The organism is Aliinostoc maniaoense, from assembly GCF_058172895.1.
This window is the reverse complement of sequence record NZ_CP187952.1, coordinates 231,829-256,296: the sequence shown is the minus strand read 5'-3', so window position 1 is coordinate 256,296 and position 24,468 is coordinate 231,829. Positions and strand designations below refer to the sequence as shown.

At 39.6% G+C, this 24,468-nt stretch carries 18 protein-coding genes; 8 read left to right on the top strand and 10 right to left on the bottom strand.

Annotated features, from left to right (window positions below; all coding sequences use genetic code 11):
- The first annotated feature begins 178 nt into the window (after positions 1-178).
- Positions 179-2,608: a VIT domain-containing protein gene (locus tag ACPZ3T_RS01020; RefSeq protein ID WP_490273138.1), complete on the top strand. Its 2,430-nt coding sequence runs from the start codon at positions 179-181 to the stop codon at positions 2,606-2,608.
- Between the two features lie 55 nt (positions 2,609-2,663).
- Here the strand turns inward: ACPZ3T_RS01020 and ACPZ3T_RS01015 are convergent, their stop codons facing one another.
- From ACPZ3T_RS01015 to dndC, 4 genes are all read right to left on the bottom strand, one after another.
- The gene (locus ACPZ3T_RS01015; protein ID WP_490273137.1) at positions 2,664-4,874 is read right to left on the bottom strand and encodes a dynamin family protein; all 2,211 of its coding nucleotides are present in this window, start codon (positions 4,872-4,874) and stop codon (positions 2,664-2,666) included.
- Between the two features lie 120 nt (positions 4,875-4,994).
- Positions 4,995-7,079 carry a dynamin family protein gene (locus ACPZ3T_RS01010; RefSeq protein ID WP_490273136.1) on the bottom strand — a complete coding sequence of 695 codons (2,085 nt, stop codon included), beginning with the start codon at positions 7,077-7,079 and terminating at the stop codon, positions 4,995-4,997.
- Positions 7,080-7,096: 17 nt separating this feature from the next.
- Complete coding sequence (locus ACPZ3T_RS01005; protein WP_490273135.1) at positions 7,097-7,423, bottom strand: DUF3040 domain-containing protein; 327 nt, start codon at positions 7,421-7,423, stop codon at positions 7,097-7,099.
- A 506-nt stretch (positions 7,424-7,929) separates the two neighbouring features.
- A complete protein-coding gene (dndC, locus tag ACPZ3T_RS01000) occupies positions 7,930-9,543 on the bottom strand; it encodes a DNA phosphorothioation system sulfurtransferase DndC (RefSeq protein WP_490273134.1) in 1,614 nt (537 codons plus the stop codon).
- A gap of 184 nt (positions 9,544-9,727) precedes the next feature.
- Between dndC and ACPZ3T_RS00995 the strand changes: the two genes are divergently transcribed.
- From ACPZ3T_RS00995 to ACPZ3T_RS00985, 3 genes are all read left to right on the top strand, one after another.
- Complete coding sequence (locus ACPZ3T_RS00995; protein ID WP_490273133.1) at positions 9,728-11,326, top strand: DGQHR domain-containing protein; 1,599 nt, start codon at positions 9,728-9,730, stop codon at positions 11,324-11,326.
- An 81-nt stretch (positions 11,327-11,407) separates the two neighbouring features.
- Complete coding sequence (locus tag ACPZ3T_RS00990) at positions 11,408-12,088, top strand: GIY-YIG nuclease family protein (protein ID WP_490273132.1); 681 nt, start codon at positions 11,408-11,410, stop codon at positions 12,086-12,088.
- Between the two features lie 6 nt (positions 12,089-12,094).
- Positions 12,095-14,086, top strand: a complete 1,992-nt coding sequence (locus tag ACPZ3T_RS00985; protein WP_490273131.1) for a ParB N-terminal domain-containing protein — start codon at positions 12,095-12,097, stop codon at positions 14,084-14,086.
- A 51-nt stretch (positions 14,087-14,137) separates the two neighbouring features.
- Here the strand turns inward: ACPZ3T_RS00985 and ACPZ3T_RS00980 are convergent, their stop codons facing one another.
- Together ACPZ3T_RS00980 and ACPZ3T_RS00975 are read right to left on the bottom strand one after the other, a co-directional pair.
- Entirely contained in the window at positions 14,138-14,599 is a 462-nt protein-coding gene (locus tag ACPZ3T_RS00980) for a DNA phosphorothioation-associated protein 4 (RefSeq protein ID WP_490273130.1), read from the bottom strand.
- A 165-nt stretch (positions 14,600-14,764) separates the two neighbouring features.
- Positions 14,765-15,316, bottom strand: coding sequence for a Uma2 family endonuclease (locus ACPZ3T_RS00975; protein ID WP_490273129.1), 552 nt, complete (start codon positions 15,314-15,316; stop codon positions 14,765-14,767).
- A gap of 419 nt (positions 15,317-15,735) precedes the next feature.
- Between ACPZ3T_RS00975 and ACPZ3T_RS00970 the strand changes: the two genes are divergently transcribed.
- Positions 15,736-16,908 (top strand): RNA-guided endonuclease InsQ/TnpB family protein, encoded by a 1,173-nt coding sequence (locus tag ACPZ3T_RS00970; protein WP_490273128.1) that lies wholly within the window; start codon positions 15,736-15,738, stop codon positions 16,906-16,908.
- Positions 16,909-16,962: 54 nt separating this feature from the next.
- Here the strand turns inward: ACPZ3T_RS00970 and ACPZ3T_RS00965 are convergent, their stop codons facing one another.
- Positions 16,963-17,328: a hypothetical protein gene (locus tag ACPZ3T_RS00965; RefSeq protein WP_490273127.1), complete on the bottom strand. Its 366-nt coding sequence runs from the start codon at positions 17,326-17,328 to the stop codon at positions 16,963-16,965.
- A 316-nt stretch (positions 17,329-17,644) separates the two neighbouring features.
- On the opposite strand from ACPZ3T_RS00965, the gene dprA reads away from it, so the two are divergent.
- Entirely contained in the window at positions 17,645-18,766 is a 1,122-nt protein-coding gene (gene dprA, locus ACPZ3T_RS00960) for a DNA-processing protein DprA (protein WP_490273126.1), read from the top strand.
- A gap of 217 nt (positions 18,767-18,983) precedes the next feature.
- Here the strand turns inward: dprA and ACPZ3T_RS00955 are convergent, their stop codons facing one another.
- The 3 genes from ACPZ3T_RS00955 to ACPZ3T_RS00945 all read right to left on the bottom strand — a co-directional run bounded on the left by ACPZ3T_RS00955 (position 18,984) and on the right by ACPZ3T_RS00945 (position 21,704).
- Positions 18,984-19,658: a response regulator transcription factor gene (locus ACPZ3T_RS00955; RefSeq protein WP_490273125.1), complete on the bottom strand. Its 675-nt coding sequence runs from the start codon at positions 19,656-19,658 to the stop codon at positions 18,984-18,986.
- 100 nt (positions 19,659-19,758) lie between these two features.
- Positions 19,759-20,439: a response regulator gene (locus ACPZ3T_RS00950; protein ID WP_490273124.1), complete on the bottom strand. Its 681-nt coding sequence runs from the start codon at positions 20,437-20,439 to the stop codon at positions 19,759-19,761.
- 119 nt (positions 20,440-20,558) lie between these two features.
- Positions 20,559-21,704, bottom strand: coding sequence for a sensor histidine kinase (locus ACPZ3T_RS00945; protein WP_490273123.1), 1,146 nt, complete (start codon positions 21,702-21,704; stop codon positions 20,559-20,561).
- A 454-nt stretch (positions 21,705-22,158) separates the two neighbouring features.
- Between ACPZ3T_RS00945 and ACPZ3T_RS00940 the strand changes: the two genes are divergently transcribed.
- Both ACPZ3T_RS00940 and ACPZ3T_RS00935 read left to right on the top strand, forming a co-directional pair.
- Positions 22,159-22,677 carry a Pvc16 family protein gene (locus ACPZ3T_RS00940; RefSeq protein WP_490273122.1) on the top strand — a complete coding sequence of 173 codons (519 nt, stop codon included), beginning with the start codon at positions 22,159-22,161 and terminating at the stop codon, positions 22,675-22,677.
- A gap of 118 nt (positions 22,678-22,795) precedes the next feature.
- Positions 22,796-24,466, top strand: coding sequence for a phage tail sheath family protein (locus ACPZ3T_RS00935; protein ID WP_490273121.1), 1,671 nt, complete (start codon positions 22,796-22,798; stop codon positions 24,464-24,466).
- Positions 24,467-24,468: the final 2 nt, after the last annotated feature.

Genomic DNA, 24,468 nt, shown 5'->3' with positions numbered 1-24,468 from the left:
TAGGTAATGTTGTGAAAAAAGTAATATCAACAGTCAACTAACTAGTATTGCATATGTAAAATTAGTATGTGAAAGATAATACAAGTCACTGAGCATCGACTGAACACAAAACTGAGCATATCTGCCGAGTAAACGCGCCTACGCTAGAAACATAACACAAAAGCGTGAGGTTACAGATATGACTCAAACTCTAGAACGCCAAGCTGGTGGCTTATATGTTCAAACACCTGAACAACAGCAAATTGCTTTCCCCCTCAAGCACACTGAAGTACAAGCTAAAATTGCGGGGAATATCTCACGGGTGGAAGTTACCCAAAGCTTTGAAAATCCCTTCACAACTACACTAGAAGCTGTCTACATCTTCCCGTTACCGGATGAGGCGGCTGTTGATGATATGCTGATTCGGATTGGTGACAAGACTATTAAAGGTAGTATCAAAAAACGCCAAGAGGCACAGCAAATTTACGAGCAAGCGAAGCAGCAAGGACGCACTGCGGGACTTTTGGAACAAGAACGGGAAAATGTTTTTACTCAATCCCTCGCCAACATTCAACCAGGTGAACAAATTGATGTGATTATTCGCTACTCTGAAAGTCTAAAATTTACTGCGGGTAACTATGAGTTTGTTTTCCCGATGGTGGTTGCTCCTCGCTATATTCCAGGGATACCAATTGAGGAAAACGCAGGCGGTGTAGGTTCAGCTACTGCACCGATGACGCAAAATCAAGATACGGATATAGTTCCTGATGGTTCACAGTTGAATGCACCTATATTACCATCGGGTACGCGATCGCCCCATGATATTAATGTCACTATAGAAATTGATGCAGGGGTTGAGATTCAAAATGTGCAGTCTCCTTCTCACCAACTCCAGATAAGTTATGAAGGTAAGCAGGTGTTAGTGAAATTGGCGGGTGGGGACACAATTCCTAATAAAGACTTGATTTTACGCTATCAAGTAGCAGGGGACTCTACCCAAGCCACTGTACTCACCCAAGCTGATGCACGAGGTGGACATTTTGCACTATATCTAATTCCCGCACTCCAGTACCGTCAGGATCAAGTTGTTCCTAAAGATGTGGTGTTTCTCATTGATACTTCTGGTTCGCAAATGGGTGCGCCATTGATGCAATGTCAGGAATTGATGCGCCGCTTTATCAATGGACTTAATCCTGATGACACCTTTAGTATTATTGATTTCTCTGATACGACTCGGCAATTATCCCCTGTTCCCCTCGCCAATAATTCCCAAAATCGCACACGCGCCATCAATTATATTAATCAATTGAGTGCTAATGGCGGCACTGAGATGTTAAGGGGGATTCGTGCTGTGTTGAATTTTCCAGTTACAGATCCCGGAAGGTTGCGGAGTATTGTACTACTGACTGATGGTTATATCGGCAATGAAAACCAAATTCTTTCAGAGGTGAAACAACATCTGCAACCAGGAAACCGCCTCTATAGTTTTGGTGCAGGTAGTTCTGTTAATCGTTTTCTACTCAACCGCATTGCAGAATTAGGAAGGGGTATATCTCACATTATTCGCCATGACGAACCAACGGATGAGGTAGCTGAGAAATTCTACCGTCAAATTAATAATCCTGTTTTGGCTAACATTAATTTGCAATGGGAAGGTGATGGTGAGTCTGCAATTATCTATCCTTCTACTGCACCAGATTTGTTTGCGGAACAGCCGTTAGTTTTATTTGGCAAAAAACCAGATGCGCGTGGCGGAAAACTGCACATTACAGGAGTTACGGCTGGTGGTACACGTTATCAGCATACCTTTAACTTGAACTTTGAGGAAACTGGAAACCCCGCCATTGCTCAACTTTGGGGACGTTCCCGCATCAAAGAATTGATGAATCAGATGGTGCATGGTGAAACTAAGTTAGGCGTGGAAGCAGTGACGGATACGGCTTTAACTTATCAACTTTTGTCGCAATATACAGCTTTCGTGGCTGTGAGTGATGATGTGCGATTTGATTCGCGTCAGGGTTCAATTTCGGTGCAAGTACCTGTAGAAATGGCTGAAGGTATCAGTTATCAAGGTATTTTTGGTAGTTCTGTTAGTACTGCTGCTCCAGTAGTTGGAGGTGTGATGTCTGCTGCGTATGAGTTTTTCCAACGTAAAAGAAAAGTTCAACCCTCTGCACCATCTCCCCAAGCGGCGATGTCTCCTTCCGCACCAATTCCCGCACCTCCTCCACCTCCAAAAATGTCATTCTTTGAAAGAGAGTATCGTTTTGCTAATAGAAGCCTTGAAAGCCTTGAAGATGCTGATTTAATAGATCAGGAAGCTATTTTAGAAATCATTTCTCCTATTCAGCATCTAGAGGTTGTGAGTGTAACAGGATTGAATCAGCAGATGAGTGCGATTCTGACTCACTATTTACAATCTATCGAATTACCTGCGGGTTTTAGTGGCGATTTAGTGTTTGAATTGCAGATAAGTAAAGGACGAGTGAAACAGGTTTTGTTAGATGAACAGGCTTCTTCACTTAAAGAACAAACTGTAATTGATATTATCAGGCGATCGCTCATCCGTTGGCCACTCCCTCAAAACCTCACAACTACCGTGTCTCTAACAGTGCGGGTGCAGTCATAATATAAAATTACACCGGGTTTATCCCGGTTTTTTCTTACCCTACACCCCTACACCCCTATACCCCTTTTTTTTCAGACAATACCGTATAAGCTTCATTAAACAAACGCATTTTTTCTTGCGCTTGTTTTTGCATCTGGGGTTGGTTGACAAATAAATCAGGATGCCATTTTTTAACTAAGGTTTTATAAGCTTGTTTAATATCAGCGAAGGCTGCATTTTGCGGTACTCCCAAAATTTTATAAGCGCGCGCAATTTTATCTTTTTCGGCTTGGCTTTGCGGTGGTTTAGGTGCTTGCGTGTTTTTAGTTTGCTGCTTACTATTCTGAAAACCAGGAGAACGCATTTGTGCTTTCATTTGTGCGATTTCTTCATCTAATTCCCAGTTACGAAACTTTGCCTCTACCTCTGCGGGGTTAGGTGCAGGAGTTGCTTTTGGTGGGGGTGGTGGTGAATAAACTTGCTGTTTTGGAGGCTCTACTTTTTTGTCGGTGGTTTTAGTTGCATTCTCTGGTTGTGGTGGACGAGTATAAACCCTTTCTTGTTGTCGGGGTTGAGGTTGACTAACTTTTGGTGTCTCTTGATAAGGTTGATAATTAGTAGAAATTCGTGCTTTTGCTAACTCACTCAGTAATTGATTAAATCCCTGTTGTAGTCTTCGTAAATCTTGACGCTTTCTAATAACTTCTTGGGGTTCTTGGGTAACTTGAAAGTAAATTACCTTTTCAGCTTGACGTTCAAACTCAGATAATATTAATAAAGCTTGACTACTAAATTGAGATAAATATGCTTCCGTTGCATTTATACAAAGTTTCGCAACTTGTTGATGATATGATTCATTAGCTGATTTTGTTTCATGTTGTTGAATATTTTTATTTAATATATAAGAAATACTCCCAACGACAGCCGCACCAACTGGCCCGCCTAATAACCAACCAATCCCACCCCCGACAGCCATTGCACCGGGTTCACTTAATATTTCAATATTCTCTGGCTTAGGAGGTAAAGTAATTTGTGGTTCTGAGGGGAAAGGAATTAATAAATCTTCGGGACGTTCTTCTTTAAAGAAATCATAAGCTTGATACAGCCATTTCATTACAGATAATTGTAATTCTGTCAAGTCTTTTTTGAGTTTAGTTGTTTGCCAAGATTTAAAATTATTCTCTGCTAGTGCAACAGCCGCATCAGCTTGGTATTGTGCTAATAATTTTGGTAAAGATAACCAATCTCTTAACTCAGATATACTTTTATTAAAGCCTTGCTTAATGAGGTTTTGCGCTTTTTGTTTGATTTCTATTTTGGCATTTTGTTTTTCATCAAAAGCTGTAAATTCATTGACGAAAGGGTCAATCTTATTTTTTAATGATAATTGAATTTGGGATGCGATCGCCTGCACTCTTGGCAACCTCACATCACCCCGATTTTGTTCTAAAATCCCAACAATATTTTGCAAAGCCGTCTCAAAAGCCACTAAGCCGCTACTACTAGCCGCACCCACATCACCCTTTAATCGAGCGCGTAAAGCCGGTAAAGCATCCACACGATATAAATTACTAAAACCCGGAGGTAATTCTGCACGGAAACTTTCTGCAACAAACCGCAGTCGATTCTGCACTTGTTTTTGTTCTTCCGTATCAAGTAAATTAATAAAATTAGCAACAAAAATAACAGTTTTAATATTTCTATCTAATAACCAATCGCGCAAATTTTCCCGTTCACCCAACGTCATCAATTTGCGCGCATCTAATAACTGTACAACTAAATCCGCACTTAAAAGTTGCTCTCGTACTAAATTATCTTGCTCATCCCTATCATTAGTTCCTGGTAAATCAATAAACTCCACACCAGTTTCTAAAAAAGTATGAGGACAAAAAACTTCTACAGATGCTACATCTTTACGCATCTGTCTATCACCATCTAAAATTGCATATTGCTGTAAAATATCCGTTCCACTGCGATAAATTTCTGTTCCATCCCGCAACATAATGCGAGTTCTCACATCAGAACCATATTTAACAGTAATAGCCGCGCCTGTAGTCGGAATTAAATCTATAGGTAAAGTGCGAGTTCCTAAAATAGCATTTAACAGAGTAGATTTACCATGATTAAAAGGGCCAAACACCGCAATCCTAAAATTAGGATTACTCAAATAATTACCAACATTAACCACATCTTGATATAACTGTGATGTCCTTTCCAAACCAAGTAAATTAGACGCAGATTTCAGCGCATCTATTAAACTTCTATATCTCCCATCTTCCTGCTGCATATTCCCATCACCTATCCTCAAACTCTACATTACTCCGCGTTACTCTGCGTCAACCTCTGCGCCACTTTGCGTTAAAAAACTCCCCCTCTTACTCAAAACAAGAGGGGATAAATACTACCCTTAACTATAGTAAGCCAAAAGATTACTATAAGCAGCCTCAATCTTTTGCAATTGAACTATAACATTTTCCTGCAAAGTCTTAAACCGTCTTAACTCACCCTCCCGATTAATTTCCCGTGTTTCCTTTTGCTTCAGTAAATTATCCAACTCAGACTTCCGCGAATTAATATCATCATTAATCCGTCTACTCACCTCTTTTTCATAACTATCAAAACATTCCTTCACCGCATCATATACAGTTTGTGCTTGTTCATTTGCAACCTGTGGTAAATATTTCACCAACTCTTTCTTAGCCGTTTTCACCAATTCCTTACGCGCTTGCTCTGCTTGTAAAAAACCCACTCCCAAACCTAATAAAGCAAATCCAATTGGCCCTAGAAACACACCAGTAACGGCGGTGATAATACTCCCCACACCAATAACAGTGAAGTAATTTAATAAAATATTCTTCCAATCAAACCCAGCACCAGCCATCGCAACGCCTGCTAAATTTCCTCTTGAAAGTGATAATAATCCCATTGCCCATTTTGCCCAAGAGGGGGAATTATCTTCATCTGTGCTAGTGTTGTAAGAATTGACTTTAACTTGTTTATCGGTGAGTTTTTCGGTAATTTGTCGCGTAACTTGATTATAAGATGCACCATACTGCGCCGCACTGCGAGATAATTCTTGAAAAGCTGCATTAATATCTTTCTCAGCAGTTAAAGTCCAAGCTGCACACTTATCAGTCATGTATTGTTCAAAGGCTTTTTGCAGTGCTGCATTAAATGCTTCTCGTTTCCCATTACTGAGAAAATCTAATATCTTTAATTCTGGTTGATAGCGTAAGAAATCACTTTCAAAAGTATTACCCAAATTCAAAACATAACTACGGAAAGATTCTGAGATTTTACGCGCTTGAGTATCTCTAGTATTAAAAATCTCCCTTTGGAATTGATCCCGAATATTGGTAAGTTTTTTAAACTCTGGTTCTACAGAATCAATGCGTGTTTTTAATTCGGCAACATTTTGATCAAGTAGTGGTATTCTGCGATCTATAGCTTCACGGGTATGGTTAACAGCTTGTCTGGCTAAAGTTCTGACTTGCCGGAGTTCCGCGATCGCGCGTTCTCTGGTAAGAAAAGTATTAAGCGAACCCATAAATTCCGGGAAGCCAGTCCCCACTAAATCAGCTTGGTTATCCTTCAACCGTCGGCGTAGTGCTTGAATAGATGATAGTTCAAATACTCGCTCATCATAAATATTTTGACCATCAACATAGCAATACTCGCCTAAATTCGCCTGAAAAACTTTTCTCAGTCTATTTTCAGCCGCTTGTAATTCTTCCATATCATCAGGATCAATCAATGATTCTTTCACCTGATCCCACGCATTAATTAAGAAGAAAACTGATAAACCACGCCCTTTAATATAGTTTTCCAGATAACGACGCTCTCCCAAAGTACAAGGTTGAGAAGCCCTCATCACAAACAGAATTGCATGGCAATTATTCACATATCCTAAAGATAATTCATTCCGCGCTTCTGTGTCATTTAACCCTGGACTATCAACAATTTCAATTCCTTTTTCTAGTAAACTTAAGGGATACTCAACGATGGCATAATCAACATCAGGAAACGCCTGTTTTTTCTCCTGCTCTAACTTTTTCGCCTCGGCTGGGTCAATGGTATATTTATATTTAAAACTCTGAAAGTCTAGTTGCTGTGGACTTTTACCGTCATTAAAATGAATTGTAACTTTTTTTTCTGCCCCGTAGCGTAAAATCGTTAAAACTGCGGTACAGGGATTCACATCACTGGGAAGTAAATTTTCTCCAATTAAAGCATTAAGAAATGTACTTTTACCCCGTTTCATATCGCCTAATACTAACAGGCGAAATACACCTTTTTTGAGATTTTTACTAGCTACATTAATGTCTTCCAAATCTCGCTCTAAACTGAGTTTGCCCGATGAAGATTCTCCATCTAATTCAGCTTTATTAATAGTTTCAGATAGATTTTCCAAACACATCGCCATCTCAGAACGTACCTGAGCCACCCTTTCTAAGTCTTGAATAAATTTATCAGATGCTACTTGACCTACCATGTAAATTATTCCTTAATTCAAGATGATTTTTTGCGATTTTCAAAGAATAGTTTGTAAGCTACCCAACCCAAAACTGCGATAATGACAAACCCAGCTAAAACTGAAGCCACTCTCACCGCAACTAATGCTGCTACACCAAGGGCAAATAGTTTTCCGGCAAGAATTGCTTTTTTTACCCAAGGTTTGGGAGAATTTTCAGGTTGATGTTTCACCGTCTTGTGAAATGGTGCATGACTTGCAGACATTTCCTGTTCCATTTCTCGGAGTCGTAACTCTACTTCCTTCTCTCGCAGTAGCCGTTCCCGTTGCTCTAGTTCGTGAGAGCGATTATTTTGAAATGTCATTGATGTCCACCCCATGAAGGATGATGTTAATAATATTATCACGCAACAAATTAATGTATATTAACTTACGTAAATAATTATCAACCCCAGTAAAATTACTATTTTCAGCTTATGGAACACCAAAAAACAAATTATCCGAAACTCATGGTTGGGTAGGGTGCGTCAGCATGAATAATTTCTGAGTATAGTTAGGTTCTGTCGCACTGATGCACCCTACAGTTTGGATATTCTTTTTATCTGGGAGTCCCTTATGGAAATTAACTTCAGTTGGGGTTAATACCAATTCTCTATGAAGTTATGCCAAATAAATGATGTAGAGACGTTGCATGCAACGTCTCTACAGTACAGAATAAAGTGCATCTTCCTCAAGAAATGGTATAACTAAAAGCCCTAAAAAACCGGGTTTCTGAACGAAAGATATTTGCAAGAAACCCGGTTTTTAACCGAGGTGTAAGATGTGGGTTAATTACGAATTACGTAGCTTCTCGCTTTGCGAGTATTACGAATTACGAATTAACTTTAAATTTCACATTTGCCCAAGTTAAGGGCTTATCACTTTCCTTTTGATCTTCATCCACGGCATCACCTAAAGTCAGTTGCTTAACTTTTTCTTTTACTGTAGCTACATCACCTTGAAGAACAGCTTCTCTCAAATCGCGTTTTAAATGAGCATTCTTAATCGCTTCTTCTGGGGAACGAGAACTAGTATCAAAACATTTCTCTAAAGATTCGTAGATTCCTACGCGCTTGCTTTTCTTACGAAATTGACGTTCTGTATCTAAAAGTTTCGCCATGAGTTCCAAGTGCATGGCATCACCTGTACAGATTTCTTCTAATACAGACCATTCATCGCTACCTAATAGTTGTTGGTCAGCACCAGGACGAGGATCTTTAAATTTTTCACCTGTCACTTCTTGATAGATACGGGGTAAACTATCATCAAATTCGTGTTTTTCTTCTAGCCAAATACGACGAATTTCGCTGAGTTCTTCTACAGAAATCAGGGTAATATCCCGCATATTTTCTGGTGCTGTTTGCCGAATTTTGGTTTGTGCCTCTAATAAGCGTCTTAACCAATATTCACGCCAATATTTTGTATATGGCCCAGGTATTGGTTCAACAGATACTTTTCCATCCTTGTTTCTTTCAAATAATTGAACTTCTCCTCTGAGCCTTCGGAAATCTCTTTTTTCTCTATCATCTTTGGCATCCAATTCATTGCGGATATCTAATAAAGGCTGCATCCATTCTTTTTCTTCATCATTCTGGATCATCGCCTGCATAGATTTATCTTGATTAACTAGTGTACAAACCCAGCAGCCAAATCGTGAATCGCCACAACTAGGAGTAGAAGTATCAATCACTAAAGGACATTCATTATCTGCTGTTGCACCTCGATATAAACTGAATAATTCTTTATTACTATGTCCCCAGGAATTATTAGATTGGTTCAGATATATCCAAACATCATTGTTACTCCAATCTTCTATAGGAGTATAAATTAAGGAATTAGCAAGACTTGCATTGGGACTAAGGCGTTCTCTGACTCTACCTGCTTGATGCTTTCTCATGGTTGCAGCCCGTTTGGCACTTTCTGCTTTACGAGTACCCAAGACAAGTATTGTTTCACCGTTAGCTCGAACTATTTCCCGAATAAATTGATTAGCTGGATTAATTTTTAAGCGTGGTGTACACCAGCGAAACTGGTTTCGAGGGGCTGGATAGCCTTTACCAATAAGATTTACCCAAAATGTGTCTTCAACTACTGGTTGTAGTAAATGCGGTTGAATCGGCATCCCTTTTTCTTGTGCAGCCGATCTTAGTTGGTTTATAGATTGACGAACCCAAGCAGCAACAATAGGATTTTCAACCTGAGTATCTGTAGTAATTACATGGATTGTTTTAGTTCTTTTTTCTGGAGGTAGAGCTGCGATCGCATTCCAAACAAGCTGCAAAACTGTACTAGAGTCTTTGCCCCAAGATACACCTATGATCCAGGGTATCGCATCTAAACAATACAATTCTTGAATTTCAGTAGTCAGAGCTTGGATGTCTTCCACTAAGTCTGCTACAGTACGTGTCTGCTGACCTTTTTTTTCTGGCTGTTGTCCTGTACTCATTTCTCCCTACCTCTGGAAATATCGACTTGACCTCATTTTTGTTATTTTGGCGAGAGTCATTCACAGATAAACAGACAAAACTCACGCGTCCCGGTTGTTAAAGAGTTTTTAAAAATTGTTTTATCAGTATCTAATTTTTCGGAGAATATAGCTACATACCTTAACTTAGTTTTTAAAAATTAACATGATAGATAGTACATCTGATCCTACCACTGATATTGCTAGAGAGTATTTAGAAAGAGAAAATAAAGAAAAACAAGTATTATCTCTAATTTTAGGTAATTTTTTAGACAAAAAAGACCATATTCTAGCCCAAAAGACCGAAATGGGGGGAACAGAGGCTTATATTGGTTCTGTCACTTTAGAATGGTTTGCTGGTCGGGTTCACTTCGCCTCTGGTTTACCGCTACTGCAAAAAAAATACAATCCAGAGACGGACAATATTGAAATTGATGCAGATAGTATCGATGAAATTCAACAGCGTCCCCTTGACTGGTCACGCCAAGCACCCTTAGTCCAGTATTTGGCGGCTAGAAAAAATCATAAGTTTCCGCCAGTGCTAGTAGTAATTAATCAGCCTTGGGTAGATAACCCGAAAGCACCTGAGTGGGATAGTGAAGGACGTGCGAAAAAATCTACAACGGACTTTACCCCCTTAGATAAAGACGGTAAAGTCGGTTTACTGAATATTTCTGAAGATCATGTCACCATTTATGCTTTAGATGGTCAACATCGCCTCATGGGTGTGCAAGGGTTGATGGAGTTAATTAAAACTAGTAAACTCCAGCGATATAAGAAAGATAAAACAGCTGATGATAGTTTGATCACCCTGTCAGATTTAACAGACCAATATCAAGTAGACCCTGCTTATTTACAAAGCTTACCCAAGGAAAAAATTGGCATTGAATTTATTTGTGCGGTGAATGCAGGGGAGACGCGCACCGAAGCTAGAAGAAGGGTAAGGTCAGTTTTTGTTCATGTTAACTTGATGGCTGCGCCATTAACCAAAGGTCAGTTAGCACAGCTAAATGAAGATGATGGTTTTGCAATTGTGGCACGAAAAATTGCGGTTACTCATCCCCTTTTAGAACAAAAACCAAATCGTAAACCTCGTGTTAATTGGAATAGTGCAACAGTAGCAGCTAATTCTACAGTTTTGACGACGCTACAAGCATTACAAGATATGTCCGAGAGATACTTAGCTCACAAGTTCCCTCATTGGAAACCATTTGAGAAAGGTTTAATTCCCATGCGTCCAGAAAATGAGGAAATTGAGCAGGGAATTGAGGACTTTAAAAAACTGTTTGATAATTTGGCTAATCTACCTAGTTTGAAAATTTTAGAACATGAAGATACACCTGTTTTAAGGCGGTTTAGTTTTGAAAAGGGTGGGGGGGAAGCCAATATTTTGTTTCGTCCTGTAGCTCAAGTTGCTTTAGCGCAAGCATTAGGATTTTTAGTGTTTAAAAAAGGTTTTTCGCTAGCTAGCATTTTTAAGAAATTGCGGAAGTTTGACCAGCAAGGGGGCTTTACTGGTATGGAATATCCCCAGTCTCTTTGGTATGGTGTTTTATATGACCCGAATAAAAAGCGCGTGCAGGTTTCTGGTAGAGATTTAGCAGCTAAGTTGTTAGTTTATATGCTGGGTGGACTTGAGGATCAGATGGAAGTGGCAGGACTTCGCAAAGCTTTAGCTAACGGGAGAACTGTAGAAAATAAGACGATAGGTTTTGATGGTCAGTTGGTAGAACCAAAGGAAGTAGGATTACCACAAGTTCTTTAATTACAATTAATTACTTTTTTATCGCCTTTAAAGAGATTATTATGCTACCCTGATGCGTAATGTATAAAGGGAGTCTACTTTGTGGCATGGTTACACGACAATAGTGCTGTGCATCAGTTCAGTGAGAATGCTGTATTATACGATTTATCGCAGATGCGCGGCAATATTTCTATTCTGAGCCGCATCCCAAACAATATTGGTGGTGTGTATGCTTGGTATCGTCGTTTTGAGATTAATCCAAATGCTCTCAATGAGCCTGAACTTTTTGTTGACTATATTCTGAAAGAATTGTACAAGGATCATTCATCTTCAAGAGAAACAAGACTTCCGCCAGTACACAAGATAAAATTAGAACCAGAAACTTGCTTTTCTAAAGAACTTTTACTTAAAGAGTTAGCAACTGATTCTTCATTTCGAGAATTAATTTTTACACTTCTAAACAATTCACTGATATTTCAACAGCCATTATACATAGGGAAAGCCAATAATTTATATTCTCGCATTCGTAGTCATCTAAGTGAAGGCAGTATTTTACGTGAACGACTCGCTAGTGCTGGACACACAATCAATCGATGTAGGCTTTTAATAATTCACACTTCATCTAGCAATTCCAACATTATTTCAGATGATGTCATAGAAGATAACGATTATGATGATCGATTGGATGAAGATTGTGAATACTCTGAGCTAGCTTCAGACAAACTAGTTGAAGATATATTATCTAGACTATTTCTCCCATCATTTACTCTTAGGTATGGTTAAAACTTTATGTTAATATTTTCAAATAATGAAGGCAAAGCAAGATTTAACAAGCCTCTGTATGGTTTAACTGGTGTTTATACATTATCAGAAGGCATAGCACTACCTTATTTTCTATCATTGGTTGAAATTAATCGTGCTATTGACGAACTCAAGATAGCTGAACAGATACCAGCCTCTTTAGACACAAAATGGTCTTTGAAAGAACTTTTTCAAAGAGAAATTGATGAAAAGAGAGTAGAGGATGATATTGTTAAAGGCTACCTTTTAGATCCAAAAAAGTTAAAGTTTTTTAATGCAATTACAATTGTGTTGATGCCAAAAGGATCTGACGGCAAGATTCAGGATACTTTTGATGATAGTTTAAATATAGCTCCTCCTCCTATTCCTTGGGACGGGACAGATCCAGATGACGAGCAATGGAAGCACGTTAAATCAGAGGTTGCCAACTTTGGAGGTGTTCAATTTGTTTCTGCTGGAATTTCTGCACGACTTCGTTGGGATGAAGATAGAGTTTTAGCAGTAGCGGTTGATGGGCAACATCGCCTTTGGGCATTACGTACTTTTCGAGAAGATCAAAAATTTCGTGGTGGTACTCTTCGTACACTTGAACAACAAACAAAAATTCCTATATTGTTCCTTTTACTTCATCACCGTGCAGGTTTCCAGAATGTTCAAAGTGAAGCTGATTATTCAATTCGGGGTATTGCTCGTGAATTATTTACAGATTTAAATAAAAATGCAAAGACGGTAGATAAAGCTAGAGAACTTATTCTCGATGATAAAAGTATTAGCGCGCAATGCGTAAGGACTTTATTAACTGAAAGTACAGGTGAAGATGGCAAAGATAAACTTCCTCTTTCTTTAGTGCGTTGGCAAGACGACTCAAATAGATTTGATAGTTCTTATTATTTAAACTCTTTGGTTCATTTAGATTTGTTAGTGTCGGCAGCATTGGATCTTAAACTGCCGCGCGATCCAATGGAAAAGAAACAAGTATTAGATTTTATTAACAGTATTGACTCTGCCCTTGGAATTAATGATCAAAAAGTTCAGTGTGAAGGGCGTTCTCTGGAAGAGTATTATGTAGAAGACTACTGTGATGAAGATGGAGAACCTGTAACACCATTTGCACGAATACCAGAAAATTATCTTGGTTCTGCAATAGAAGGTTTTAAAGTGAACTTTCGCCCTTGGTTATTAAAACTACTGCTTGAGTTCAAGCCATATCGTAATCTTCTCCAGTATGCTCGTGAACATAATTTGATAGAAGGAACTTTTGGTAAGTTCCAAGCTCAAACTAGCAAACATAAGGGCATTATCCGTGAACAGGAAATTGCTAGAGATAGTGATTGGCATAGCAGAGAGATCCTGACACATCAAACGGCGATCGCTAGTATGAAAGAAAATCAATGGGCTTTCAAAACTATATTTCAGAAAGCAATAGTACGTTTGGGCAAAATGGTGGAATTTAATTATAAAGGAGAAGATAAAAACTTAGGTACTATAGATGATGTATTAAAGTTTTTAGAGAGGTTGTATGATAAAGGTACTCTTAGAGTAGACACTGAGTTACCTGGTTACGCCTTCCGATTGTGGACATTTGTAGCCATCAACCCTGGAAACGACAAAATCAAGGTTGCAAAAGCAGTAGAAGATAGAATATTTTCACTATTATGCTTGTGGTATTTTGGCTCTCGTAAAATAGAAATTGATATTGCAAATGGTTCTGTAATTGTATCCAGGCGTAAACTATTAAATTTTTTTGGTGCAGATACTAATAAAGCTCAGTGGCCAGGTTGTACAGATGCTCACAAAACATTATATAAAGGTTTTGATACAGCCGCATTTTATGGCAGAGATCACGAAAAGATGAGCAATCAGAAAAAAGAAAACTTAGTTCGTGACAGATTTTCTGCTGTACTAGCGGCTGGCTTACCAGAATCATATCATCAGTTATTAGCCAAGGAAACATTTGATGATGATATAGACGCAGATTGAAAAATTAGCGACTTCAAAATTGTATTTTTTAGGAAGAAACTATCTATCAAATTATGAGAGGAATTTACTTAAATCAAATTCCTCTTCTTGTTCATCAATATTAAATCTTTCAGAACTTAAAATTAAGAGAAGTCGCTCTGAATAGTCTACCGCTCCACGAAGTTCCTTTTGTATGATTTCTAGTCCACCATTAGCATACTCTTCAAAAATATGTATGCGTTGCTCGTCAGCTATTTCATCATCACCGAGAACTTGAATATCTTTTGTTTCTGTGACAGATAACAAATTAATCAACATCGCAAAGCTACTAGTAAAGTATTCCTGTCGTAATGGAGATAAATCTTTAGAAATTACTTCTAGAGGAACTCTTTTTCTATGCTTTGCGCCCAAAGCGGCGGCAAATACCATGACTTCTACATAAGTTTGAAAAAGTCCAGTTGTGTCTTTTGATGCAAGTAATGATTTCACTAATTCTGCTTTATCTTTAGCAACCCTGATTCTATTTGCAGCCATGATATTGATAATCGGTTTGTAGCTATATTAACCAGAAAATAGAAGTAATGCCTAGCTTGGGCTACTCATAAGCATCATTCTATACTAAATAAAAAGAGCGATCGCTCACCTAACTCACTTCCAGTCAAAATCATTCGTGAATTTATTTTCTGGAACTTCCTCATCTTAAAAAAATAAGTCATTCACTTCAAATAACCATCCTGGTACTGCGGGTTCAGCTTCTGCTATCTCTCCACGGCGATAAACTTGGGGTTGTTCAGGATTACTACCACGGTATACTCTAATCACTTCCTCTTTGAGTACATCCACATCCCAAACTACCAAAGTGCCGGCGGCAAAATAATCACGCCGCTTATTTGCCATATCTTCCTCGGCTTTCTCCCCATAATCATTTTCACTTCTCACCTCAGCAGCAAATACAGGCGCACCATTCAGAAACTTTCCACCAGTAGGTTTACCAGTATAGAACGCAGCATCAGGACTCAACGAACGACGATGAGGAAGATTCACCAAAAAACCCACATTATCAGGCAAAGCATAACCATTTTTATTCAATCGTTCATAACTACGCAGACTAGCATAAATTTCACCCCCAGCACGCCCCGGTAAAAATCCAGTTGGAGACATCAGTAACAATTTTCCATTGACAATTTCTGCTTTACAATTGTCAGGTAAACTGTACAAATCTTCAATTGTTGCGTCAGTTTTTGTATTCATAAACCACTAATAATTCGTAATTCGTAATTCGTAATTACAATACTAACTGTAGTTTCAGCCATAAAAATTTCTGTGCTTTTGTGCCTACGCTGGGGATTATACTAGGATGATAGCGAAAATAATTTAGCTTGAACCGACAGAAGCCCCACACCTACAGCTTGCTGAGGTGTGGGATGAATGGTGGGTCGATGTTAGCGAAGCGGCACGAAGTGCGGAATCGCCATTTTTGACTTTAAGCGAGTCAATGAAATCTTCAATTACATGAGTCATAGTTTTATCATTTTGACTTGCATATAATCTTAATTTATTTAATCTGCGTTCAGATATTCTTAAATTTAATGCTTTATTTTTCATGTTGCCTACACAACGTCTTTACGTTAATGCTATCCTAAATACAGGTCGAAAACAAGGATAAAACAATGAAAACTTCACACCAGTACAAAATCAAACCAACTAAAGAACAAGCAGAGAAAATAGATAAAACTTTGGAAATGCTGCGCTGTCAGTATAATTATTTGCTTGATCAAAGGTTTGACTGGTATGAAATGAATCGTTGTCCTGTTGATAGATGCCCGTTAATGTATCACTTACCAGAATTAAAGGAACAACCTAACTACTACAATCAAAAAGCTTCTTTGGTTCAATTGAAAGTTGATAGACCTTGGTACAAAGATATTCACTCTCAAGTGTTGCAGGAAGTTCCTAAAAAAGTTGAATTGGCTTTTGACAGATGGTTGAAAGGCGATGTTAATGGGAAAAAATCTGGTAGACCTAGATTTAAGGGTAAAGGTCAATACAAAACTTTCACTTATACCCAATTTAAGCGACACCATTTTGCTAATAACAAAATTACGCTTTCAAAGATTGGTGATATCAAGGTAATTGTTCATCGTCCAATACCTGATGGTTTTGATATTAAAACTGTATCTGTTACCAGAAAAGCTGATGGTTACTATGTGACACTGAGTCTTGATGATAAAACAGTGCCAACTGTTAAACTTGATTTCAATCCTGACAATATCGTTGGTATTGATGTTGGCTTAATTGATTTTTATGTTGCTTCTGATGGTTCTAGAATCGCTGCACCAAAGCATTTACGCAAAGCTGAACGTAGATTAAAGTCAGCACAGCGTAGGGTTTCTAGGCGTAAAAAAGGTTCTAATCGTCGTCAAAAAGCTATCAAAAAACTGAGTAAACAACATAAAAAGGTTGCTGATACTAGAAAAGATTTTCACTTCAAAACAGCTAAATCACTTCTAACTAAATACGACGTGGTAGCTGTTGAAAAGTTGAATATTGAAGGACTTGCTAAAACAAGATTGGCAAAAAGTATAAATGATGCTGGATGGGGGCAGTTTATCACAATACTTTCAAACAAAGCCGAAAATGCTGGTTTAAAAGTAATAGCTGTAAATCCAAACGGTACTAGCCAAGAGTGTTCTAACTGCGGTCACAAAGTCAAAAAGTCTTTATCTCAAAGAATGCACAATTGTCCTGTTTGTCATACCAGTTTGTGCAGGGATTTGAATGCGGCTATAAACATAAAGGCGCGTGGGACGCACGCCCTCAAAGCTCAATCAATGTCCTCATAGAGGAGTCGTTGAGAAGCCCACACTCACCCGCGATTGGGGAGTGTGTGGAGTACGTCACTTGATGGCAATTAGTAAGCAAATCAACAATAAACCCAGTAATAGTAAAATAGCCTGATGGCGTTTGATCCAGTTATTGAGAGTTGCGGTAAAACTAGTAGCAGTATACTGCTGTTCTAACTGAGATTGCCTTTCAGCAATATTTTGGTAAAGGGTACAGTCTTTAGCGTAGGGACGTTGAGGAAAGTTGCAAGTATCATCACTATGATAGGTGCAACTATCACATAAATATTCATTTTTCTTGGCGCGGTGGAGAGTAATACCGGGGTGTCCGTAGGCTTTGAGTGTTGTCCGACAATAGGGACAAGTTAAAGCTTGACTATCAATTACTTGCTGACAGTGGGGACAGGATACAGTAGCCACAACTTAAGCTCAAATTACTAAACATTTTGATTTTAACGCCGTGTGCAACTTTCTCTCAAACCTAACCCCCAACCCCTTCCCTACATAGCTTGCTTCTCCGAAGGAGTGGGAAGGGGAGCAAGAATCAAAGTAGAGACGTTGCATGCAACGTCTCTACAGTTGCTGTTCGGAGGTACTCTACGAGAAGAGCTTCGCTCTATGGAGAGGGGTTTGAAAAATAAGTTGCACATCGCGTATTTTAGCTATTTGTTAGGACAGTAGGGAATTAGGAGTGGGGAGTGGGCATAATTAACTGACTGGCTGGGAGGAGATAGAAGTGTTAGAAGAACGAGCATATTGGCTGGCGTGGGCGCAAATTTCGGGAATTGGCCCGGTGCTGCTGCAACGACTACAGCAGCATTTTGGTAGTTTGGCGACAGCATGGAATGCTAATAAAGCTCAATTGGCGGCAGTTGAGGGTTTTGGTTTACAAACATTGACAAAAGTGGTACAACAGCGATCGCATCTCAATCCCCAACAATTACTTACTCAACACCAACAAGAAAATCCTCTTTTCTGGACACCAGCCGATGCTGAATATCCCCGCTTGCTGCTAGAAACCCATAGCCCACCAGCAATTTTGTATTATCGCGGTGAAGTAGAATTATCAGAAAATTTGGGACAAAAACCCCTAGTGGGAATTGTTGGTACTAGAAAGCCTTCTGATTATGGTATTCGTTGGACTCGCAAAATTAGTACAGCTTTGGCGAAAAATGGCTTTACGGTAGTTTCTGGGATGGCTGAGGGAATTGACACCGAAAGTCATAGTGCAGCCATGAAAGCTGGAGGACGCACTATCGCTGTTGTTGGTACTGGTGTAGATGTGATTTATCCTCACAAAAATCAAGACTTATACAGACAAATTTTAACGATGGGATTAGTTGTGAGTGAATATCCTAGTAAAACTCCACCAGACCGCACTCACTTTCCCCGCCGTAATCGAATTATTGCCGGTTTAAGTCGCGCCATATTAGTTATAGAAGCACCGCTAAAATCTGGTGCTTTAATTACAGCCACCTACGCCAATGATTTTGGTAGAGATGTCTATGCACTCCCCGGCAGAGTTGATGATTATCCATCTCAAGGCTGTTTAAAATTAATCACCCAAGGAGCATCTTTAATTTGCAAAGAATTAGATGAATTACTCAAAATGCTGGGAGCAATACCACAAATTGACACCGTTGACACATCACCAGCCCCAGAACAATTGAGTTTACCAGTATTGTCACCAGAACTGCAACAAGTCATGGATGCAATTGCCTTGGAGACAATATCTTTTGATTTATTGGTGCAGAAAACCGGGATGAATACTAGTTTAGTTTCCAGTGCTTTATTACAGTTGGAATTGATGGGTTTAGTTGCACAGCTACCAGGAATGCAGTATCAGAAGCAAATCTAAATGATTACTGAGAAAATGATGAAAAATATCTGGTTAATTTTCTTAAATTTATTAGCCAAGTTTTAAGACTGCATCACTTAAGAGTTAGTAACTCCCACAATACTCAAAACACTTAAGCTATTGTTTAACGCAGAGGAACGCTAAGTTAAGCGCAAAGTAACGCAGAGTGTGATTGTAGTATCTGCGTTCCTGTGGGATTAATTGAAAATTTTTAGAACTACTCTCGCAGTGCATACCCGACACCACGCACTGTTTGCACTAAGCGTTTTTCGTTATTTTCTTCCAATTTGAGGCGCAAATAACGAACATAAACCTCAATAATATTAGAGTCACCCATAAAATCATAACCCCAAATTTTCTCTAGAATTTGATCTCTAGTAAAAACTTGCCGGGGATGGGAAAGCAGATATTCTAATAAATCAAATTCTTTTGCTGTTAACTCAATTGCTCGTTTACCACGAAATACTTCACGGGTACGACGATTTAAACTCAAGTCTGCAAACTGCAATAAGTCATCTTCTGTTTCTTGAGTGCGGCGCAGATGAGCGCGGATTCTGGCTAGTAGTTCTTCTATGCTGAAAGGTTTAACTACATAATCATCTGCTCCTGCATCTAATCCTGCCACGCGATCGCTCACTTCATCTTTGGCAGTCAATAAGATCACTGGGATTTTGTTGCCGGTAGCGCGCAAGCGGCGACACAGTTCTAACCCTGTTAATCCTGGTAACATCCAATCTAAAATGGCTAAATCTAGGGATAACTCCCGTGCTAGGGTCAAACCACTAATACCATCATGGGCTACACTTACTTTGTAACCTTCGCTACTCAGTTCTAATTCTACAAATCGTGCTAGTTTAACTTCATCTTCTACAAGTAAAATATGTGCAGTCATAATTCATACTCCTAATGCTAGTAATTTCACAATAAAATTACTACCATAACCACGTTTTGAACGAACTCCTACCTGTCCCCCCATTCGTTCTATGAGGTGTTTAAGGACAAACTAAACCTAACTTTAAAGCTTTGACAATAGCTTGGGTACGACTAGTAACACTTAATTTGTCAAATATGGCTGTTAAGTGAGCTTTGACGGTGGCAACTGTAATATACAAATGAGAGGCTATTTGTTCATTAGATGCTCCTTGAACTAACCAGTTGAGTACCTCCTGTTCTCTTTCAGTTAGATGAATACTGGCACTGGCAACTAAAGACTGTCCAGTATAGTAATGAAAAAGACGAAAAAAGGCGGTTGCTACTTCTGGAGGTAGATATACTTTATTGTCAATTACCGTATTAATTGCTTCGCATAATTGGGTAGCTAATTTATCTTTAAAAACATAACCCCAAGCACCTGCTTGCATGGCTTTAAAGACCCATTCATCTTGTTGGTGTGCTGATAATATTAGCACTTTGCCGTTATAAGATATTTCTGCTAACCGTACTAAAGCAGTAATTCCATCTTCTGGAGGTAATTCTAAATCTAATAAAATTAAAGTGGGGTGTTGTTCAGTAGTTAATTTCACAGCTTGCTCTACAGAAGCCGCTTCACCAACTACGTTAAAGCCTAAATAACTATTGTTGTTATAAAAGTTTAATAAGGTGCGGATTCCTTGACGAAAATTAGGTTCATCATCGACAAGTAAAATGGAAATGGGTTCTTTTTTAGGTTTCATAATTGTAGTGGGGAATGGGGGCAGGGGGCAGGGGGCAGGGGGCAGGGGAGCAGGGGAGCAGGGGGAAGATAAACTCTTGAATTTTGAATTTTGAATTTTGAATTGATATGCCCCATGCCCTATCTCGGTAGAGTAAAAGAGAATTGCGCGCCGCCTTTGGGGAGATTTTCTGCCCAAAGTTGACCTTTGTGATCTAGGATGATTTTTTGGGCGATCGCTAATCCTAATCCTGTACCTCCTACTCGCCGAGAATAATAGGGTTTAAATATTTGCTTCAAGTCGGTTTCGGAAATTCCTGAACCGCGATCGCAAATTTCTACTAATATTTCATTTCTATAAATATGCCAATCGCAGCTAACTATTCCCCCAAGGGGACTAAAATAAATGGCATTGCCCAATAAGTTATCAAATACCTGTTTCATCTGCCAGCGATCAACTTCTATATTTAATGCCTGATTGGGGTAGCATATGGTAATATTTTTTTCTTTGATACTGGGTTCTAAAGATTTGATACATTCAGCAACAATTGTTTGCAGATTATGTGACTGAATGTTTAGTTTGGCTCGCTGTCCGTAATATAGTAAGTCTGTTAATTTAGTACTTAATTCATCCACTGTTTGCCGAATCAATAAAGCCTGTGCTTGTAAAGATTGATCATGTGGCAAGGCTAAACGCAAATTTTCTGCATAAAGATTAATTAATGCTAAAGGATTTCGTAATTGATGTTCGATTTTGCCACAGGCTTGAGATAAAGTATTAATTTGCGTTAAATGATGCGATCGCTCTCTATACATGGCTAAATATTGACTCAAAATCTGAGCGTTATCTAAAAAGGCTTGTTGCTGTTGATTTGTCAGTAATTCCCCGGTACAGATTAAGATATATTCTGGAGCGATCGCCTTCTTTTCCCCTACACAACAAACATACACTTGACATTCCTTGACTAAGTTTAGTTGAGTTATTTTAAGAAAAGATAAATCATTTAATAACCATTTTTCTTGTTGCAGATAAGAGAAAATTTCAGACTGGCTAGATGTCAGACTACTATCCTGGATAGCAGCATAATACTCTACAAATTCCCGCTTTCCCGTATCTAAATTTTGATATAAAGTCCATACAGCCCTAGTGGGTAGTAAAGTTGCTAACTGCTGCCCAATCAGTTGGCAAAAATTCTTAACATCAACTACCGATAAATTATCAGCTAGAGTGTGGATGGACGAAGGTAGAGTTGTCGGAGCAGTGGATTTTTCAGTCACAACCTTCATCTTTTATTCTCCGGTGGAATAGCAAGCAACATTGCAGACTTGACTAAATTGCAGATATTCTCTGCCTGTACTAGAAATAGTGCTAATGATCTGTATAACTACTGACAAAATTTAGCTTACTCCACAGGTATGAGATTTCCTCAATTTAAAACAATTATTTAGAATCTCGACCAAAGTCTAATAACTTCTCCAGGATTCGATCTCTAAGCTATAAACATTTAGTCCCAAAACTGTCAATCAACCAATCGGCCTCATTCTCAGGTTTATTTTGTGCTGCAAGCACTAAACTTCCCCTAGTTGTAGATAGCAAAGTTGCACCTTTGTCTTGTCTGCATCAGGGACTCTGGTAAGTACATCCCAACAACCACACATTAATTTTGGTGACATTAAATACAATCATCAAAGTAATTTGAGGCATTTGGGGGCATTCTCAGAAACCCTGCTGTTGTGTCTTATGATTCCAGCTGCTACCCAAACTTTAGCAGAAATCTTAGCTGGTGGAATTTCTCTGCTGACTACAGAGCAAATTGATTTTAGCCACCCTGGTATATGCCAAAATCTCAACCCCAGACTGAATTTGTATTGTTACAACATTCAGGAAAACCTTTACATAGAGCAACCTAACAAACAGGGAAAACAACCTCTACCGCCGCCTCGGTGGTTTGATGTGTCTTTTTTATTGAGTGCTTGGGACTGTACCAGTTTAGGGGAACAACGCTTGCTGTCTGAGGCTTTAATACTACTTTTGCATCACGATTGCTTGCAAGAGGAGTTGCTAGCTCCGGCATTACGCGGACACGGTGAATTATCGATGACCGTTTGTGCCATTAATCCCATTGATGCTGCGGCTTTGTGGAGTGCGTTGGGTGTGCCATTACGTCCAGCTTTGTATGTGACGTTGACAATTCCCATTAATCTGCAAAGCGATCCTTTAACTCATAACGATGAGGAGATTTTACTCAAACACAATTGAGCAATTCCATAGAGAGGACTAATACCAATTCAAAATTCACAATTCAGATAGTAATTACTGAATTTTCGAGAATTGGCCAAAAAACTGTTATTGAGCAACTACAGGAAAATGATCCCATATGCCTAGATTAGATTACTTTGCCCCTGGGGTCTACGTCGAAGAAGTAGATCGAGGTAGTCGTCCCATTGAGGGTGTGAGTACCAATATTGCAGGATTTATCGGCTTCACCGAAGATATACGCGGTGATGCCGAATTGTTTAAACCGATGTTGGTGACATCGTGGAATGAGTATTTAGAATACTTTGCCAAACAAGGTTCTGACGGTTATACAGACTTTAATGCTTACTTACCCTTTGCTGTTAATGGTTGGTTCTTGAACGGTGGTGGACGATGTTGGGTAGTTAGCATCGGCACAAAACTACCTGGTTCACAAGCACCATCAGCTGATGAAACAGCCTTGAAAATTCGCACCACTGGCAATCGTCCTTCGTTACAATTAGCACTCAAATCAGCCGAAGGTGATGATAGTGATGATGATGGTGGTAGATTAAATGTCACCATTAGTGAAACCGAACCAATTCCACCATCTGACCCTGCCGCCGAACCACCTTTAAATACAGGGGAATTTTTCAAAGTCACCATTAGCCGCAACGGGGAAGTGCTAGAGGAATATGACCACCTCTCCATGAACCCCGAAGTCGCAACAGAGGTAGGTACTTATGCGGTGACAGCTTTAGAAGAGTCACAATTTGTTACCGCCGTAGATTTAGAAACCCCAGGACAACCCCTCTCTCGTCGTCCAGCCAATGGTGCGTATGAAGTCAGTCCCCCCCCTGTAGTTTCCACACCAGACCGCTTCCCCCGTGATGTGCAAGGTGTCAGAGACGATCGCACCGGGATGCAAGGTATCTTTGAAATTGACGAAGTAACCATGATTGCCTGTCCTGACTTGATGCGCGTTTATCAAGACGGCATTTTGGATCTAGACCAAGTGCATGGCATCATGGAAACAATGGTCAGCCTGTGCGAAAACACAGCCCCTAACCGGATGGTAGTGTTAGATCCTCCCCCCTGCAAAGGTGGTGGTGATGCTGTTTCTCCCACCCAAGTCAAACCCCAGCATATTGCCCAGTGGTTGAGTGCATTTAACAGGCGATCGCAATTTGCCGCTCTCTACTATCCTTGGATTAAAGTCCCCAACCCCCGTAACGGTGGTAGACCTATTCTCATTCCCCCCGGTGGTCATATGCTAGGGGTGTGGTGTCGCACTGATGAAACACGCGGCGTATATAAAGCACCAGCCAACGACACACCCAGAGGTGTTATCGGTTTAGCCTACGAAACCAACCTCCGCGAACAAGAATTACTCAACCCCTTGGGTATCAACTGTATCCGTACCTTCCCGAACCGAGGTATCAGAATTTGGGGCGCGCGTACCTTGGTCGAACCAGACAACGTGCAATGGCGTTACATCAGCGTCCGCCGCTTGATGAGCTACATTGAGAAGTCAGTAGAATTAGGTACACAGTGGGTAGTATTTGAACCAAATGACCAAGACCTCTGGGCGCGCGTCACCCGTACCGTCAGCAACTTCTTAGAAAGACTCTGGCGCGAAGGTGCTTTATTTGGTGCAACAGCCGCAGAAGCTTTCTATGTCAAATGTGACTCTAGCATCAACACCCATGAAACCATGATGTTAGGGCGTTTGTACATCGAAGTTGGTGTCTGTCCTGTGCGTCCGGCGGAGTTTGTTATCTTCCGCTTTAGCCAATGGTCTCCTAACCAGTAATA